Annotated in this window: 9 protein-coding genes; 4 read left to right on the plus strand and 5 right to left on the minus strand. The window is 77.3% G+C overall.

Translation table 11 applies throughout. From position 1 onward, the window contains the following. Positions 1 to 37: 37 nt before the first annotated feature. Complete coding sequence (locus AB0O53_RS27800) at positions 38 to 766, minus strand: 4'-phosphopantetheinyl transferase family protein (protein WP_350992552.1); 729 nt, start codon at positions 764 to 766, stop codon at positions 38 to 40. Between the two features lie 311 nt (positions 767 to 1077). Here AB0O53_RS27800 and AB0O53_RS27805 point away from each other — a divergent pair, with 311 nt between their 5' ends. The 3 genes from AB0O53_RS27805 to AB0O53_RS27815 all read left to right on the plus strand — a co-directional run bounded on the left by AB0O53_RS27805 (position 1078) and on the right by AB0O53_RS27815 (position 5913). Beyond that, positions 1078 to 1905, plus strand: coding sequence for a metallophosphoesterase family protein (locus AB0O53_RS27805; RefSeq protein ID WP_350992550.1), 828 nt, complete (start codon positions 1078 to 1080; stop codon positions 1903 to 1905). A 144-nt stretch (positions 1906 to 2049) separates the two neighbouring features. Then, positions 2050 to 4740: a helix-turn-helix transcriptional regulator gene (locus tag AB0O53_RS27810; RefSeq protein WP_365199118.1), complete on the plus strand. Its 2691-nt coding sequence runs from the start codon at positions 2050 to 2052 to the stop codon at positions 4738 to 4740. A gap of 225 nt (positions 4741 to 4965) precedes the next feature. Beyond that, positions 4966 to 5913, plus strand: a complete 948-nt coding sequence (locus AB0O53_RS27815; RefSeq protein WP_365199121.1) for a polyprenyl synthetase family protein — start codon at positions 4966 to 4968, stop codon at positions 5911 to 5913. Positions 5914 to 6017: 104 nt separating this feature from the next. Here the strand turns inward: AB0O53_RS27815 and AB0O53_RS27820 are convergent, their stop codons facing one another. From AB0O53_RS27820 to AB0O53_RS27835, 4 genes are read right to left on the minus strand one after another with little or no spacing between them, the layout of a single operon-like run. Beyond that, a complete protein-coding gene (locus AB0O53_RS27820; protein ID WP_365199124.1) occupies positions 6018 to 7751 on the minus strand; it encodes an AMP-binding protein in 1734 nt (577 codons plus the stop codon). Next, positions 7742 to 10072 carry an ATP-binding protein gene (locus tag AB0O53_RS27825; protein ID WP_365199127.1) on the minus strand — a complete coding sequence of 777 codons (2331 nt, stop codon included), beginning with the start codon at positions 10070 to 10072 and terminating at the stop codon, positions 7742 to 7744. Before AB0O53_RS27825 ends, AB0O53_RS27820 begins: the two co-directional genes overlap by 10 nt. Positions 10073 to 10082: 10 nt before the next feature. Next, complete coding sequence (locus AB0O53_RS27830; RefSeq protein ID WP_365199130.1) at positions 10083 to 12782, minus strand: AfsR/SARP family transcriptional regulator; 2700 nt, start codon at positions 12780 to 12782, stop codon at positions 10083 to 10085. A gap of 5 nt (positions 12783 to 12787) precedes the next feature. Then, complete coding sequence (locus AB0O53_RS27835; protein ID WP_350992540.1) at positions 12788 to 13792, minus strand: AfsA-related hotdog domain-containing protein; 1005 nt, start codon at positions 13790 to 13792, stop codon at positions 12788 to 12790. Positions 13793 to 14126: 334 nt separating this feature from the next. On the opposite strand from AB0O53_RS27835, the gene AB0O53_RS27840 reads away from it, so the two are divergent. Next, positions 14127 to 15614: an MFS transporter gene (locus AB0O53_RS27840; RefSeq protein WP_350992538.1), complete on the plus strand. Its 1488-nt coding sequence runs from the start codon at positions 14127 to 14129 to the stop codon at positions 15612 to 15614. The last annotated feature ends 56 nt before the right edge of the window (positions 15615 to 15670 follow it).

Here is a 15670-nt window from a genome sequence, read left to right on the forward strand (position 1 = left end):
CGACCAGTGGACGTGATCTGACACCACGTCCGGCGGTTCACGAAGCGCTCCCCGCACGGCAGATGCGGGGAGCGCTTCCGCGTACCGGAGCGCCCGCGGCGGCAAGCCGGGCGGCCGGCACCGCTATCGCGCTCAGCAGTACGCCCCGCTCCGCCGACCAGCGACCGTCGAAGGCGGTCGGTCCGGCCGGGGAGAGGGTCTCGGGATCCGGCAGCAGCCGGGCGTGGAAGGTCTCGCGCACCGGGTCCACGCTCACCAGTGCGTCGGTGAAGTCGAGTTCCTGGCCCGTCAGCGGGAACCAGGTCTTGTAGACGGCCTCCTTGATGCTGAAGAGCAGCCGGTCCCACGCCACACCGGGGGCCGTCCGCTCCAGTCCGGCGATCAGATCGAGCTCCCGGGGCAGCGCGATCGAGTCGAGGACGCCCTCCGGCATGGGGGCGTTGGGCTCCGCGTCCACCCCCACCGAGGCGAACTCGGCGGAGCGGGCGAGGGCCACCCCCCGGTAGCCGGCGCAGTGGGTCATGGACCCGACGACCGAGGGCGCCCACTGCGGGACACCGCGCCGGCCCGGCACCACGGGAGCCGGGGGCAGCCCCAGCTCTCCCATGGCGCGGCGGGCGCACCACCGGACGGTGCCGAACTCCAGACGCCGCTTGGGTACGGCGTTGCGGACGAGGTGCTCCTCCTCGGGGTAGAGGAAGACGTCGGCGGGGTCGGTGGTGGCTTCGGCGGTCGCGACGTTCGCGGGCAGGAGCTTTGTGAGCACGGCGTTCCCTCGGGTCGCTGTTCCGGTCGGACAGCTCCCACGTTCACGCCGCCGCGCCGGCCGGCCCAGGGCCGAAGGCGCAGGTCAACCGGATGACCCGGGGCGCGACCCGGTTCTGTGCCAGGCCGCTGCCATCCCACCGCCGCACCCGCCCGGCGCCTGCCCGTCCCCCGGCAGTCGGCCGCACCGGCATTGCCATCCCCCTGCCATGCACCCGAAGAGCGGACGCCCGGAGTCAATTGAGGGGCGGTTAAGGGGTGTTCAAACGATCACCGGCCGTGCACACTCACGGAATGCCGCACGGAAACCTCATGGGTATCAGCGACCTCCATGTCGGATTCCCGGAGAACCGCCGGATCGTCGAGGACCTCTATCCCGACAGTCCCGCCGACTGGCTCGTCGTGGCCGGCGACGTGAGCGAGTCGTTCGACGATCTCCGGTGGGTGCTCGACCTCCTCACCCGGCGCTACGCCACGGTGGTGTGGGCGCCCGGCAACCACGAACTGTGGACCGTCCGGGACGATCCCGAGCCCCTGCGCGGCGAGGCGCGCTACCGGCGGCTCGTCGAGATCTGCCGGTCCTTCGGCGTGCACACGCCGGAGGACCCCTACCCCGTCTGGTCCGGGCCCGGCGGCCCGCTCGTGGTGGCCCCGCTCTTCCTGCTGTACGACTACAGCTTCCGCACGCCCACCGCCGCCACCCGCGAACAGGCCCTGGAACAGGCCTACGAGGCCGGGGTGGTGTGCTCCGACGAGTTCATGCTGCACCCCGACCCCTACGCCTCCCGCGAGGCCTGGTGCCGGGCCCGGGTCGCCGCCACCGAAGCGCGGCTCGCCGCCTGCGGCCCCGACCTGCGCACGGTCCTCGTCAACCACTTCCCGCTGGTCCGCGCCCCCACGGAGGTGCTGCGCCACCCCGAGTTCGCCCAGTGGTGCGGCACCGAGCTCACCGCCGACTGGCACGTCCGCTTCCGGGCCGCCGCCGTCGTCTACGGCCACCTGCACATCCCGCGCACCACCTGGTACGACGGCGTCCGCTTCGAGGAGGTCTCCGTCGGCTATCCCCGCGAGTGGCAGCGCCCCGGCCACCCGCGGAATATCCCCCGCCGGATCTTCCCCGCCGCCGGCCGCGGGGATTGATGCCAGGCAACTTCCGGACACCACCGGGTGCGGATCCGGCCCCTAGACTGCTCGGGAATTCTCGCTCGCTCCATGCTCGAACATCCCCGTTCGGTATTCGAGTTCCTCTTTCGGATATTCGGGACGGGGTCCTGGGGGATTTACATGCTGCCGTTTCGCCGTGCCGAGGAACTGTCCTTATGGGAAGCGCTGCTCGACGGCTGCGCCGAAGGAAATGCCGGACTTCTTCTCGTGGAAGGGGCCGTCGGCTGCGGAAAGAGCGAATTCCTCGAAACGGTCGCCGCGCGCGCCGAGAACCGCGGCGCCCTCGTGCTGCGGGCCGCTGGCAGCCCCGCCGGACGCGGCCGCGCCCTGGACGTCCTGCGCCGGCTGGCCGCCGACGCCCCGCCCGGCGCGCTGCCCGTGCCGTCGTCGCCGGACGAGGGCGAGGACCCCCTGGCCCTGCGCGACCTGGCCGTCGCCGTCCGCGAACTGAGCGCCACCGCACCCGTGGTGATCTGCGTGGACGACCTGCACCACGTCGACGGGCCCTCCGGCCGCCTCCTGCTCCACCTGGCGCACGCGACCCGCCGCGCCCCCGTCCTGCTCGTCCTGGCGGCGTCCCCGCACGAACACCACGACCCGCTGCTGCGCACCGAACTGCTCCGACTGCCCCACTTCGTCCGCCTGCGCCTGGGGCCGCTCACCCCCGACGCCGTCCGGTCCCTGCTGCCCGACCGCACCGAGGCGGAGGCCGCCCGGCTCCACGAGGCCTGCGGAGGCAACCCGCTGCTGCTGCGCGCCCTGCTCCAGGACCCGCAGGGCCGGCCCGGCGACGCCTACGCCCAGGCCGTCCTCGCCTGCCTGCACCGCTGCGGCCCCGTCACCCCCGAACTGGCGGGCGCGATCGCCGTACTGGACGCACTGGCCGCCCCCGAGCACCTCGCCCGGCTGAGCGGCACCACCGAGCCCACCGCGGCCCGCGCCCTGACGGCCCTGGCGGACGCCGGACTGCTCGCCCCCGCAGGGCGTCACGGGCTGCGCCACCCCGCCGCCCGGGCCGCCGTGCTGGAAGCCATGGACCCCGCCGACCGGTCGGCCCTGCACGCGCGGGCCGCCCGGCTGGCGCGCACGGCGGACGCACCCGACACCGAGGTCGCCGCACAGCTCCTCGCCGCGCACGACACCCGGCCGGAGTGGTCCCTGCCCGTCCTGCGCTCCGCAGCGGACCTGCACGCGGCACAGGGGGACACCGACCGGGCCGCGGCACTCCTGCGGCTCGCCCACGAGGCCTGCCCGGACGCCACCACCCGCGCCGAGGTGGACATCCGGCTCGGTGTCGTCCTGGGCCGCACCGATCCGGCCGCCGCCGAACACCGCCTCGCGGCCCCCCTGGCGGACGCGGCCGCCGGCCGGCTCGGCCCGCGCGCCCTCGCCCCCCTGGCCCGGGCGCTGGCCGCGCAGGGCCGTGTCGAGGAGTCCGCCGACGTACTGGAACGCCTGGCGGCCGACGGCGCGCGGCGCGGCGCCGGCCCCGCGGGCGACCCGCTGGACGGCCTGTCGGCGTTCCCCCGGTGGGCCCCGGGCCGCCGGCGCACCCCCGCGGAGCCCGGCCCGCACCGGGCCGTCCGGTCCGCCGGGACCACCGTCCACCCGGCGGCCCTGTGGGCGCTGCCCGCAGAGGCGGAGGAGGGCGCGGCAGCCCGCTCGGCCGAGCTGTTCCTGCGCGGCGCCACCCTCGCCGAGGGCACCGTGGAACCGGTGGCCCAGGCCCTGCGCACCCTGCTCCACCTGGACGGCGCGGCCCGGGCCCTGCCCTGGTGCGAGGAGTTCGCCCGCCAAGCGGCCCGGCGCGGAGCCACCGGCTGGCTGGCCGTCTTCGCGGGACTCGCCGCCGAGGCCCGGCTGCGCCTGGGCGACCTGACCGGCGCGGCGGAAACCGCCGGGGGAGCCCTCCGGCAGGCGCCCGCGGGCGGCGCCGGCGGGCTCCTCGGCGCGGTGGCGGGCACCCTGGCCCGGGCGTACACCGCGATGGGCCGGCTGGAGGAAGCGGCGGCCGTCCTGGCCCGGCCCGCCCCCGCGGAGCACCCGGGAGGCGTGCACGCACTGGCGTACCTGCGCGCCAGGGGCCACCACGCCCTGGCGACGAGCCGCTTCCACGCCGCCCTGGGCGACTTCCTGGACATCGGCCGGTACACGAAGCTCTGGGGCCTGGACCGGCCCCGGGTCCTGCCCTGGCGCGCGGACGCGGCCGAGGCCCTGCTCCGGCTCGGCGAGGCGGACCGGGCCGAGCGCTTCCTCGCGGACCAGCTCACCACGCGGGACGCCGCCGACCCCTGGGTGCGCGGCACTTCCCTGCGGCTGCGGGCGTCGCTGCGCGGGCCCGGTGAACGCCAGGCGATGCTGGCCAGGGCCGTCGACGACCTGCGGCGTTCGGGGGACCGGTACGAACTGGCCCGCGCCATGGCGGACTTCGGGCAGGCGCTGCGCGAGGCCGGGGAACCGGCGCGGGCGGCCATGGTCCACCGCAAGGCCTGGCACCTCGCGAAGACCTGCGGGGCCGACGCCCTGCGCGAGCGGATCCTGCCCGGCCACACGGAGGAGGACGACGCCGGCCGGGCGGGCGGGACCGGGACCCCCGACGCCGGACTGGTGGCGAGCCTCAGCGAGTCGGAGCGGCGCGTGGCCCTGCTCGCGGTGCACGGCCACACCAACCGGGAGATCGCCAAGAAGCTCTACATCACCGTCAGCACGGTGGAACAGCACCTCACCCGGGTCTACCGCAAGCTGAACATCCCCGGCCGGCGGGCGCTGCCGGTCGACCTCGACCCCGCGGGTGTCGGAGGGCGCGCCTGAGGACGCGTCCGGGCCGGGCCGGCGGGTCTCGCCGTCCGGGCCGGAGCAGCGGCCCCCATGGCAAGGTCATGGCAAGCCCCGCCCGAACGGCCCGCCCGTGACAGACATCTGGCGCGGACGGACCCGACACACCGTCCGTTTCCGCCTCCGAACGCCGAACGGGTGGCTTCCGCGCGCCCCGTCCGGGAAAGTCGGTCATGAGCCGTAGCCCGCAGGGAGGGCACCATGACCACAACACACGACCAGCCGTGGCGCACCGCGTCGCCCGGCGAGGTCCGCGACGCCATGCTCGACCGGGTCGAGGAGGAGCTCGCGAAGCTCCTCGCGCAGGAGCACCGAGCCCGGCGCACCGCCGATCCGCGCAGCGCCGTCCTGGTGATGGGGGTGGCCGAGCTCATCCAGGCCGGCGGCGAACGGGCCCGCCCCGCCATCTGCCTCACCGGGTACCTCGCCGCCGGCGGCGACCCCGACGCCGGGGAAGCCCTCGCGGCGGCCGCCGCCCTCGAACTCCTCGACACGTGCTGGGTGATCCGCGCCGACGTGCGCGACAACGCCCCGATGCGCCGCGGCATCCCGACCCTGCACATCAGCCACGCCGCCGAACACGAGCGCAACGGCTGGCGCGGCGAGCCGCGCCGGTTCGGCGAGGGCACCGCCGTGCTCGCGGGGGACCTCACCCTCGCCTACGGGGACCGGCTCGCCGCCGGACTGCCGCCCGAGGCGCGCCTGTTGTGGGACGACCTGCGCGTCGAGCGGGCGATCGGCTCGCACATGGAGGCCGCCGCGGCCACCGAGTACCTCGACGACGCCTGGCCCGGCCAGTGCCTCGACGGCTGCGCGACCGGCTGCGGCGCGGGCTGGTACGGACTGCGCCACGCGCTGCTGATCGGCGCCGCGCTCGCGGGGCGCGAGGACCTCCACGAGGCCTACGAGGAGTACGCGCGGGCCCTGCACGCTGCCTGGCGGATCCGCGGCTTCCTCGGCGGGGGCCCGGGCTTCGACGGAGACGCGCAGTTCCTGCGCGACGTGTTCTTCGACGCCGGGGCACGGGACCGGGCCGAGGAGACGATAGCGGCGCTCGTGGTCCGGGCCGACCGGGCCGTGGCCGGCGCCCGGATCGCACCGCAGTGGCGCGACGAACTCGGCGCCCTCGCCCGCGAGATCGCCGGCTGACCCTGTCCCGTCGTCCGGGACGAATCCCGCCCGTCGTCCCTGCCCGCCCGCCTCCCGGCCCCTCGGCCGGTACCCGGTCCGGGCCGGGGCGGTCGGGGGCGTGGTCAGGACGGGGCCGGGCGGGGGGCGCCCGGGCGCAGGCGGGCCAGCCAGCTGCGCAGGGCCTCGCGGCGCAGCCGCCCGCGGTCGTCGCGCGGCAGCGCCCCGACGATCTCCAGCCGGGTGGGCAGGAAGGCCTCCGCGACGCCCAGCGAGACGAGGTGCTCGCGCAGCTCGGCCGGTCCCGGCGGCCCGTCCTCGGCGGCCGGGACCACGACGGCGCACGGCAGCTCACCGTGCTCGGGGTCGGTGTAGGCCACCACCGCCGCCTCCCGTACCCGGGGGTGGGCCAGCAGCCGCTCCTCCACCTCGGAGACCGGCACCATGAAGATGGCGCCGGTCCGCGTGCCCGACCGGGCCAGGACCCGGATCCCGCCGTCCCGGCCGGCCGCCGCCAGGTCGCCCGTGTCCAGCCAGCCGTCCCCGTGCTCCCAGGTCGCCACCGGCGCCGGGGCGCCGTGCCGCCAGGTGGCCAGGCAGACCGACGGCCCGCGCACCTCCAGCGCCGAGCCCTCGTGCGCGGCCGACACCTCCAGCCCGTCCAGCGGCCGTACCCCGTCACCGCCGCCGTTTCCGGAGAGCGCGCCCATGCCCAGCTCGGGCGCCCCCCACACGGAGAGCACCGGTACCCCGAAGACCTCCCGCAGCTCCTCGGCGAGCGGCGCCGGAGTACTGGTGCGGCCCCCCGACAGCACCAGCCGCAACCGCCGCGCCGCCCGCGGCCGGCGCCGCTGCGCGCCCACCAGCTCGGCGAGGTAGGCCGGTTCGGCGTACACCTGGTCCACCCCGGCCGCCGCCATGAGCTCCAGGCAGCGGCCCGGATCCCACACGTCCTGGAACACCCCGGTCCCGCCGACGGCCAGAGGCCAGCACACGGTGTAGATCAGCGAGGCCAGCGAGGTGAGCGGCAGCGTGCTGAGGAAGACCTCGCCCGGCCGCCGTCCGGGCCCGTCGGGCGCGCTCTGGGCCGAGACGTTCGCGTAGAGGGTGTTGGGGGAGTGCAGCACCGAGGTATGGGCGTCCCGCAGCCCCGTGACGCTGATCAGCAGGGCGGGCCGGTCGGCCCGTCCGGCGCGCGGACCGCCGCGCAGGCCCGCCGCGGTGCGCTCGTGCGCGGTCCGCCGGAAGTACGCGGTGAAGTCAACCGCCCCGGTCGCCGCCGCGTCCCCCAGCACGACCCGGTGGCGCAGCCACGGCAGCCGCCCGGCCAGGTCCGCCAGGGCCTCGGCGTGCGCGAAGCCCTCCCAGACGTCGGGCACCACGCAGATCCGCGCCCGGGTGCCGTCCAGGATCCGGTGCAGCCCGCGGGCCCGTACGGTCGGCAGGACCGGCACCGCGACCGCGCCGACCCGCAGGCAGGCCAGGGTGAGGGCGGTGGTCTCCCACCAGTTCGGCAACTGGTAGGCGACCGGGTCGCCCGCCACGACACCGAGGGACGACAGGGCGGCGGCGAACCGGTCCACGTACGCGGCGAGCTGGGCGTAGGTGACCGTGACCAGGCGCCCGCCGGCGGGCCGGTGGGCGCGCTCGGAGACGATCGCGGGGCGCTGCGGTGCCCGGGCGGCCGTACGGTACAGGTCGTCCAGGAAGGTCTCCCCGCGCCACCAGCCGGCGGCCCGGAACCGGTCCGCGACCCCGGCGGGCGGCGCCAGGTCCAGCGGCCGCGCGGGGGCCCGACCCGTACGGCCGGACGTACGGGCGGCCGTACGGGCGGTGGCCGCCGGGCCGGTCAGGTCCATCTGCCCACCGCCCCCGCCACCTGCACCCGCGAGGAGCAGCCCAGGCGGCGCATGACCTGCCGCACGTGGTTGACCACGGTCCACTCGGATATGTCCAGCCTGGCCGCTATCTGACGATTCGTCATGCCTTCGGAGACCAGGAGCGCCACCTGGACCTGCCGCGGGGTGAGCGACCGGTCCTCGGGGGCCGGCCCGGTCGTCGGGCGGCGTGCGGGCGGGGGCGCCGACAGCGCCTCCGCCACCGCCTGCGGCGCGGTCATCCGTACGCCCTCGGCCCAGGCCACCGCGAAGTCCGTCCAGTCCAGGCGGGCGCTCAGATCCGTACGGGCCCGCTCGGCCGCGGACCGCCACTCGTCCGCGACGGCGGCGCCCGTCCCGGCGCGCAGGGTGTCGGCCGCCGCCAGCAGCCGTACGGTGCGCGGCCGCTGGGCGGGCGCGGTGCGCATCAGCAGCAGGGAGAACTCCTCCAGCAGCCCCGGCAGTTCGGTGCGCTCGCCGATCTCCCCGTAGAGCCGCAGGCTCTCCCGCAGTGCCCGGTCCGCCCGGGCCGGCTCGTCGCCGTCGAGGGCGAGCGCGGCCTCCGTGCGCAGGGCGCCCGCGAGCCCCCGCCCGTCCCGGGTCCGCCGCAGCGCCTCCACCGCCCGGTCCAGCAGCTCCTGGGCCCGGCGCCGGTCGCCCTCGGCGCGCAGGACGCCGGCCAGCGAGACGGCCGCCCCGGCCGCGCCCCCGGTGACGCCCATCGACTCCAGCGCGCTGAGCGCGGTCACCAGCACGGCCCGCGCCCCCGGCGGATCGCCCGCCTCCAGCAGGGCCGCGCCGAGGTGCGCGGAGACGAGGGCGTTCAGCCGCCGGTCGCCCACGCCCTTGCCCAGGGCGAGGGCGCGGCGGTGGCGGCGGACCGCTTCCTGCGGATCACCCAGAGCCAGCGCGAAGACACCGGACATGTCGCAGAGACGGGCCCGCACGGCGTCCGGCAGCACCGCACCGCCCGCACCGCCCGCACCGCCCACTCCGCCCGCTCCGTCCGCCCCGCCCGGACCGTCACTCGCGTCGCACCACTCCAGGCCCTCCCGCAGCCGCCCCTGCGCCAGCCAGGGCAGGCGGCAGCCGAGGACCAGGGCGGCAGCGGCCTCGCCGTCGCCCCGCTCGCGCAGCCGGCGCAGGGCCGCGGTCACGTTGGCGCCCTCGGCCGCCAGCTCCCGCAGGAGGTGGTCCTGGCCGGTCCCGCCGAGCCCGGCCTGCGCGGAGCCCACCAGCGTCCGGTAGCGCTCCGCGTGCGCGTCCCGGACGGCGTCCTCACCGCCCGCCCGGGCCAGCGCCTCGCGGGCGTGGGAGCGTACGGGCTCGGAGACGGCCAGCCGCAGCTCCCCCTGCTCCTCGCCCACCACGACGAGCAGGCCGCGGTCCATCAGGGTGTCCACGGCCGGTTCGGCCGACAGCCCCGCCGCGGCCAGGCCGAAGCCCGGCTCGTACACCGCGAGCCGGCCCAGCAGGGCGCGGGCCGGGCCGTCCAGGCCGCGGCAGCTCCACTCGGCGAGCGCGGCGAGCGAGCGGTGCCGCTCGGGCGCGTTCGCCGGCCCGCCGGACAGGACGGTCGTACGCTCCCGCAGCCGTACCGGCAGCAGGTGCGGGGGCATCAGCCGCAGTCGGCGCGCGGCGAGTTCGACGGCCAGCGGCAGACCGTCCAGCAGCGTGCAGATCTCGGCGACGGCCGCCGCGTTCTCCAGGGTGAGGGCGAAGGCCGGGTCGACGGCCCGGGCCCGGCGGACGAACAGCGCCACCGAGGCCACGTCACGGAGCTCCTGCGGATCGGCCCCGGCCGCGCCGCCGGCCGCACCCGGCACGGTTCCCGGAACCGCCAGCGGGGCCAGCGGCAGCAGCAACTCCCCGTACACCCCCAGCGGTTCCACGGCCGTGGCCAGCACCACCGTCCGAGGGTCACCGGAGAGGGCCTCCAGGGCCGCGGCGGCGCCCGCGCGCGCCTCGTGGTCGCAGCCGTCGAGCAGGACCAGGAGCCGGGCGGCCTCCCCGCCCCGCGCGGACGCAGAACACGGTCCTTCCGGTCCGGCCAGCGTGGCCAGCGCGGAAGGCGTGTCCGGAGCCCCGGCGTCGAGGACCTCCACCCGGCCGAACTCCCCGCCGATCTCCCGTACGACCTCCAGCGCCAGCCGGCTCTTGCCCACCCCGGCCCGGCCGGTGACCGTGACCAGCCGTACCAGCGGGTCCCGCAGCCGCTCGCGCAGCATGGCCGCCTCGGACTCCCGGCCGACGAGCTCCGTCACCGGGCCGAGCGATGCCGGCAGGGTGCCCATCGCGCTCATGGTGCTCCTCTCACAGGGGTCGGGCGGGGACGGCGGCCGGGTCGATGCGCCAGAGGCCGGGGCGGATCTCCACGGCCCGCGACCCCGGGCCGGAGCCGCCCCGCGGCGGCAGGCTCAGTGCGCGCAGCGAGCGCAGCGCGTACACCTCCAGCCGCTGGTCGCGCAGCGCGCCCGCCAGCTCCAGGCACTCGCCGAACCAGGCCCGGGCGCTCTCCCGGCCCTCCAGCGCCAGCGCCAGCAGGGCCCGCGCGCGGCTCGCCTCGTACCGTCCCCGGGTGCGGCCCGGCGCCGACAGGGCGGCGAGCGCGGGCTCCAGCAGGGCCGCGGCCCGAGCCGAGTCCCCGGCGTCCAGCCGCAGTTCGGCCAGGCCCACCAGGGCGCGTGCGGCCTCCTCCTCGTCACCGGCCTCCCGGGCCAGTTCGAGGGCGCCCGAGAACAGCTCGTCCGCCCGCTCCACGCGCCGGTACTGCCAGGCGAGTTCACCGAGCGCGCGCAGCATCCGCGCCTGCGCCGAACGGTCCGCGCAGCGCCGAGCCGCGTCCAGGGCCAGGGCGTACACGGCCTCCGCGTCGTCCGGAACCCACCCGGCCAGGGCGTCCGTCAGCCGTACGGTCAGGGTCCACAGCCCCGCCCCGTACGCGGTCCGGGCCAGCCGTACGAGCCCGCGCGCGCCCGCGTCCGAGACGCGGCCCGGCTCCGCGGCTGCGTCCGCGTAGGACCGGCACACGCGCTCCGCCGCCGCCCGCACCACCTCGGGCGGTTCCTCCAGGGCCAGCCGTTCCACCGCCAGCAGCCGCAGCAGTTCCGGGAGGCGGCAGCCGTCGCGGTCCACGGCCACCAGCCGCTCGTCGGCCAGCGCCTCCAGGGCCGCGGCGGCCTGCGGCTCGGTCAGGTCGAGGGCGGCCGCGGCCTGCCGGGCACCGAACCGGCCGGGCGGCAGCAGGGACAGCAGCCGGAAGGCCCGCCGCTGCGGGTCGGAACACGCCTCGTAGGCATCGAGGAGGCGCGAGCGGACGTCCACGTCACCCGTGCGCAGCACGTCCAGGCGCCCGCCCTCGTCCCGCAGCCGGTCCGCCAGGACGGCGGCCGTCCAGTGCGGGCGGGCGGCGAGCTGGGCCGCGGCCGTCCGCACGGCGAGCGGGAGCCGCCCGCACAGCTCGACGATCTCGGCCACCGTGTCGGGACCGGGGCCCGGCCCGGCGTCCGGCGCCGCCGCGACGCCGAGCGCCCCCGCGCGGGTCCCCGCACGTCCGGTGAACAGCCCGGTGAGCCGCTGCGCCTCGTCGGGGCGCCAGGGACCGAGGAGCACCGACCGCAGCCCGGGGAGCCCGGCGGGCACCCGCCGGGCCACGAGCAGCACCACGGCGCCGCGCAGCGCGGGCAGCAGGGGCCGCACGTCGGTCTCCGAGCCGACCCCGTCCAGCACCAGCAGCAGCCGGGGGGCCGCCGCGGCGCCGTCCGAGGGGGCGGCGCCGGGTCCGCCGGACGCGCGCGCCAGCCGGTCCAGGACCGCTCCGGCGGAGGGTGGCGGGCCGGATCCGGCTCCGGCCCGCAGGTCCAGGAAGAGCCGCCCGTCGGGGAAGGCGTCCGCGACCCGGTGCGCGGTCTCGACGGCCAGCGCGGTCTTGCCCGCGCCCGGCATGCCCGTCACGGCGACGCAGCCGCCCGCCGGAGCGCTGCGCAACAGCCTCTCCAGCTCGGCCAGTTCCTCCGTGCGGCCGGTGAAGCAGGGGTCGGCGGCGGGCAGCGCGCCGAGCGCCGGGGACCAGCCGCCGGCTCCCGCGACCGGGCCGAAGCCGGTGTCCGCGGCGGCCGGGGGCCGCCCGTCGTGACCCGGGTCCCGGCCGGTCACGGCCGCCGGGTCCGCCGGGCCCGCCAGCACGGTGGACGGTCCGGCGGGCGGACCCGCGGCCCGGCCCCCGGCACGCGCCAGTGCCGGGTCGCCTTCCAGGATGCGCCGGTGGAGCCGGCTCGACGACGGCCCCGGCTCGATCCCGAGCTCCTCGACCAGGGTCTGCCGCAGCGTCGTGAACACCCGCAGGGCCTCGGCCTGCCGTCCGCACCGGTACAGGGCCACCATCAGGTGGGTGTGGAACTCCTCGTGCATCCGGTGCTCGGCGACCAGCTCCTGGAGCTCGGCGACCAGTTCGCGGTGCAGCCCGAGGTGCAGCTCGGCCCGGATCCGCTCGTCGAGCGCGCCGGTGCGCGCCTCGGCCAGCCGCACGGCCGCGCCCTCCAGCACCGGCCCGTGCGGGGTGTCCGACAGCACCGGCCCGCGCCACAGCGCCAGCGCCCGCCGGTGCAGTTCGGCCGCGGCGGCGAAGTCCGAGGTCTGCAGGGCCTGGTGGCCGCGCCGGTACAGGTCCTCGAAGTCGAGCGCGTCGAGGGCGTCCGCGCCGACCCGCAGCAGGTATCCCGGGCGGCGGGTGACCAGGGCCTCGCGGCCGCCCTCGGGATCGGCGCTCTGGAGGGTCTTGCGCAGGTGGGACACGTACACCTGGAGCGTGGTCGTCGCGGTGCGCGGCGGCGCGTCCGGCCAGAGCTCGTCGATGAGGCTCTCCACCGACACGACCTCGTTCGCACGGAGCAGCAGTGTGCCGAGGACGACCCGCAGCTTGGCGGCCTGCGGAGCGTACGAGGGCTCGCGGTGTCCGTCCGCGGGCGCCGCGGCGCCGGTGACCTCCAGCGGGCCCAGGATCCCGAAGCGCATGGTGCTCAGTGGTCCTGCACCACGGTCGTACGGGCCTCGGCCACCGCACGCCGCCGCTGGGTCAGGGTGAGCGTGACCGCGACGGTCGGCCGGCCCTCGTCGTCGCGCCCGAGAGGGCCGGCCACCGCGGCGCAGCGCAGCGGCAGTTCGCGCTCCGCGGGCCCGCGGAAGTGGATCCGGCAGGCCCCGAGCGTGCTGTGCGCGGAGCTCAGGCCGTGCGTGCGGCCCGCTGCGACCAGCGAGGTCTGGCGCAGCGCCTCCAGCAGGTGCAGGCCGGAGTACTGGCCGTCCTCGCCGGTGAACACCGGGCTGACTGGGGTGGGGAGCAGCCACGTGCTCAGCCGGCCGCGCGAGAAGTCGGTCGGCTCGCTGATCACGATGTTCTCGGGCGCGCAGCGGCCCGCCTCGGCGGAGCCGGCCGGGCGCAGCGGACCGTCCGGAGCGTCGTCGATCTCCGGCGCGGCCTGCAGGGCCCGCCGGGAGTGCTCCACGTGCTTGCGGTACAGCTTCGGCATGAGGAAGACGAGTCCGGCCGCGCCCGTCGCGCACGGGCGGCCGTCGATGGTCACCTGGAGGTGGAAGTCCAGCCCGCGCGGCACCTCGGCCACGACGTTGGCCGGACGGGCCCGGATGTGGGTGGCCAGCGGCACGGGACGGGGGACGCCCGCGTCCGTGCGCCAGGCGGAGAGGTCGGTGAAGTCGAGGGCGAAGCGGTAGAACAGGCCGGGCCGGTCGTCCGGGACGCCGAAGTAGCGGTGGCCGACGAACTCGCCGATCTCGCGGACCGTCTCGGTGGCGATCTGCAGGTCGTGGAAGCGGCCCGGACCGTCGTTGAAGAGCGGGTGAGTGACGGGGGTCGCGCCGACGAGGGTGAAGTTCTCCTCACCGAGGCTGGGTGCGTCGAGGGCGTAGTACGCCCGCGAGGGCGGACGGTGGATCAGGTGCTGGGTGCCCGCGGTCGCATGTCCATGGATGGTGGGGGCCGAGGTCGTGCCGTTGTCGACTGTCATGTCCCTCTCCTTCTCTGCAGCCATGGTGGGGCGGCCGCGGAGCGGGCGGCCAGCCGGAGCCGGTGTCAGCAAAGTGCATGGCAGGAACTCGTCCGGCCCGCCGGACCCGTCGACCGGGAGGGGGCTTTAGCGCGGTCCATGCCGTACGCCGGAGGGTGGGTGCCAGGGAGCTTCCGTGGGGTTCCCCGGAAACCGGCGGGACTTCACGGACACGGCCGGGGCCCCGCCCCTTCGGGGCAACCCCCACCCTTCGGGCGCGGGGCCCCGGCACCCGCCGCTTCCGCCGTACCCCCGTGCGTTCCCCGCTTTCCCCGATCCCGGAAGGGAGCCCCCGATGGCCACCCCAGCGACCGTGCGCACCGCAGGCACGGCACCGCCCGCACCGGGGCGGCCGGCCGGTCCGACGGCCCGGCTGCGGTTCGGCTACGCCTCGGGTTCCCTCGTCACCGCGACCTTCACCACCCTCCCCGGCCTGCTGCTGCTCCCGTACCTCACCGACACCCTCGGCGTGGGCGCCGCGCTCGCGGGCGCGGTCGTGTTCCTGCCCAAGGCCTGGGACGCCCTGCTCAACCCCCTGGTCGGCCGGGCCAGCGACCGTACGCGCACCCGGTGGGGCGCCCGCCGCCCGTACGTCCTGTTGGGCGGGCTCGCCATGGCCGCGGCCTTCGCGCTGACCTTCGCGGGTCCGCTGCCGGGCACCGCGGGCGCGTGGTTCACGGCGACCGGATACCTGCTCACCGCCACCGCGTTCGCCTTCTTCCAGGTGCCGTACGTGGCCATGCCCGCCGAACTCGCCGACCGCGACGAGGACCGCATGCGCCTGGTCGGCGGGCGGGTCGCGGTCATCGGGGTGGCCGCCCTCGTCACCGGAGCCGCCGCCCCCGCCCTGATCGACGCCGGAGGCGGCGGTCTCGCCGGCCACCGCTGGGCCGGGGCGTTCGGCGCCGTGGTCATCGCCCTCGGCGCGCTCTGGGTCTTCGCCGGCACGGCCGGTGCCGCCTCCGTCTCCGCCTCCGCCCCGTCCGGCCGCCCGCCGGGCGCCGGGAGCGCGCCGGGAGGAGCCCCGACCCCCGGAGGCCCGGGGGAGTCCCGGCGCCGCGGGGCACGGGTGCGGCCCGCGGGATCCGCTCCACACGCCCTGGGGCTGCGCGATCAGTTTGCCGCCGCCCGCGCCGACCCGTCCTTCCGGGCGCTGCTGTGGTGCGCCGTCGTCCAGTCGGCCGCCACCGGCGTCTTGCTCGCCGGCGCCCCGTACTTCGCCGACCACGTGCTGCGCGACTCCGCCGGGCTGGGCCCCCTCGTCGTCGCGTTCGTCGCCCCCAACCTGCTGACCGTCCCGCTCTGGTCACGGCTGCGCGGCCGCCGCGGCTACGGCTGGGCGTCCGCGCTGTTCGCCGCCGGCTGCCTGCTCCTCCTCGCCGCCCCCGGGCTGCCCCACGCCGCCGTCCTCGCCGTCATGGCCCTCGCCGGCACCGGCCACGCCGGCCAGCTGCTCTTCCTGTACGCCATGCTGCCGCAGTGCATCGCCCGCGACGGGATACGCGGCGGCGCCGGCCGGGACGGGAGCGGCCGGGCGGGCGTCCTGTCCGGCCTGTTCACCACCGGCGAGGGCCTCGGGATCGCCGCCGGCCCCTTCCTCTTCGGGCTCGTGCTCCAGCTCTCCGGCTACGCCTCCTCCGGCACCGGCCGCGCCGCGCAGCAGAGCGCGACCGCCGAACTGGGCGTGCTGGCCGGCTTCGCGGCCCTGCCGGCCCTCGCCACCGCGGCCGCCGTCCTCCTCCTGCGCGGCTACGACCGCCCGCCCGCCCCTACCGACCCCTGAACGGCCGCCGCGCGCGTGACACGGGTAGGCGCGGCCCCCCGGGCGCAGGATGATGG

The sequence above is a fragment of the Streptomyces erythrochromogenes genome, assembly GCF_040684695.1.
Lineage (GTDB): Bacteria > Actinomycetota > Actinomycetes > Streptomycetales > Streptomycetaceae > Streptomyces > Streptomyces erythrochromogenes_C.

Excerpts from the sequence above, each read along its gene's own strand:
- AB0O53_RS27805 (WP_350992550.1), top strand. The coding sequence starts at position 1,078 with ATGGGTATCAGCGACCTCCATGTCGGATTCCCGGAGAACCGCCGGATC.
- AB0O53_RS27810 (WP_365199118.1), top strand. The coding sequence starts at position 2,050 with ATGCTGCCGTTTCGCCGTGCCGAGGAACTGTCCTTATGGGAAGCGCTG.
- AB0O53_RS27815 (WP_365199121.1), top strand. The coding sequence starts at position 4,966 with ATGACCACAACACACGACCAGCCGTGGCGCACCGCGTCGCCCGGCGAG.
- AB0O53_RS27820 (WP_365199124.1), bottom strand. The coding sequence starts at position 7,751 with ATGGACCTGACCGGCCCGGCGGCCACCGCCCGTACGGCCGCCCGTACG.
- AB0O53_RS27825 (WP_365199127.1), bottom strand. The coding sequence starts at position 10,072 with ATGAGCGCGATGGGCACCCTGCCGGCATCGCTCGGCCCGGTGACGGAG.
- AB0O53_RS27830 (WP_365199130.1), bottom strand. The coding sequence starts at position 12,782 with ATGCGCTTCGGGATCCTGGGCCCGCTGGAGGTCACCGGCGCCGCGGCG.
- AB0O53_RS27835 (WP_350992540.1), bottom strand. The coding sequence starts at position 13,792 with ATGACAGTCGACAACGGCACGACCTCGGCCCCCACCATCCATGGACAT.
- AB0O53_RS27840 (WP_350992538.1), top strand. The coding sequence starts at position 14,127 with ATGGCCACCCCAGCGACCGTGCGCACCGCAGGCACGGCACCGCCCGCA.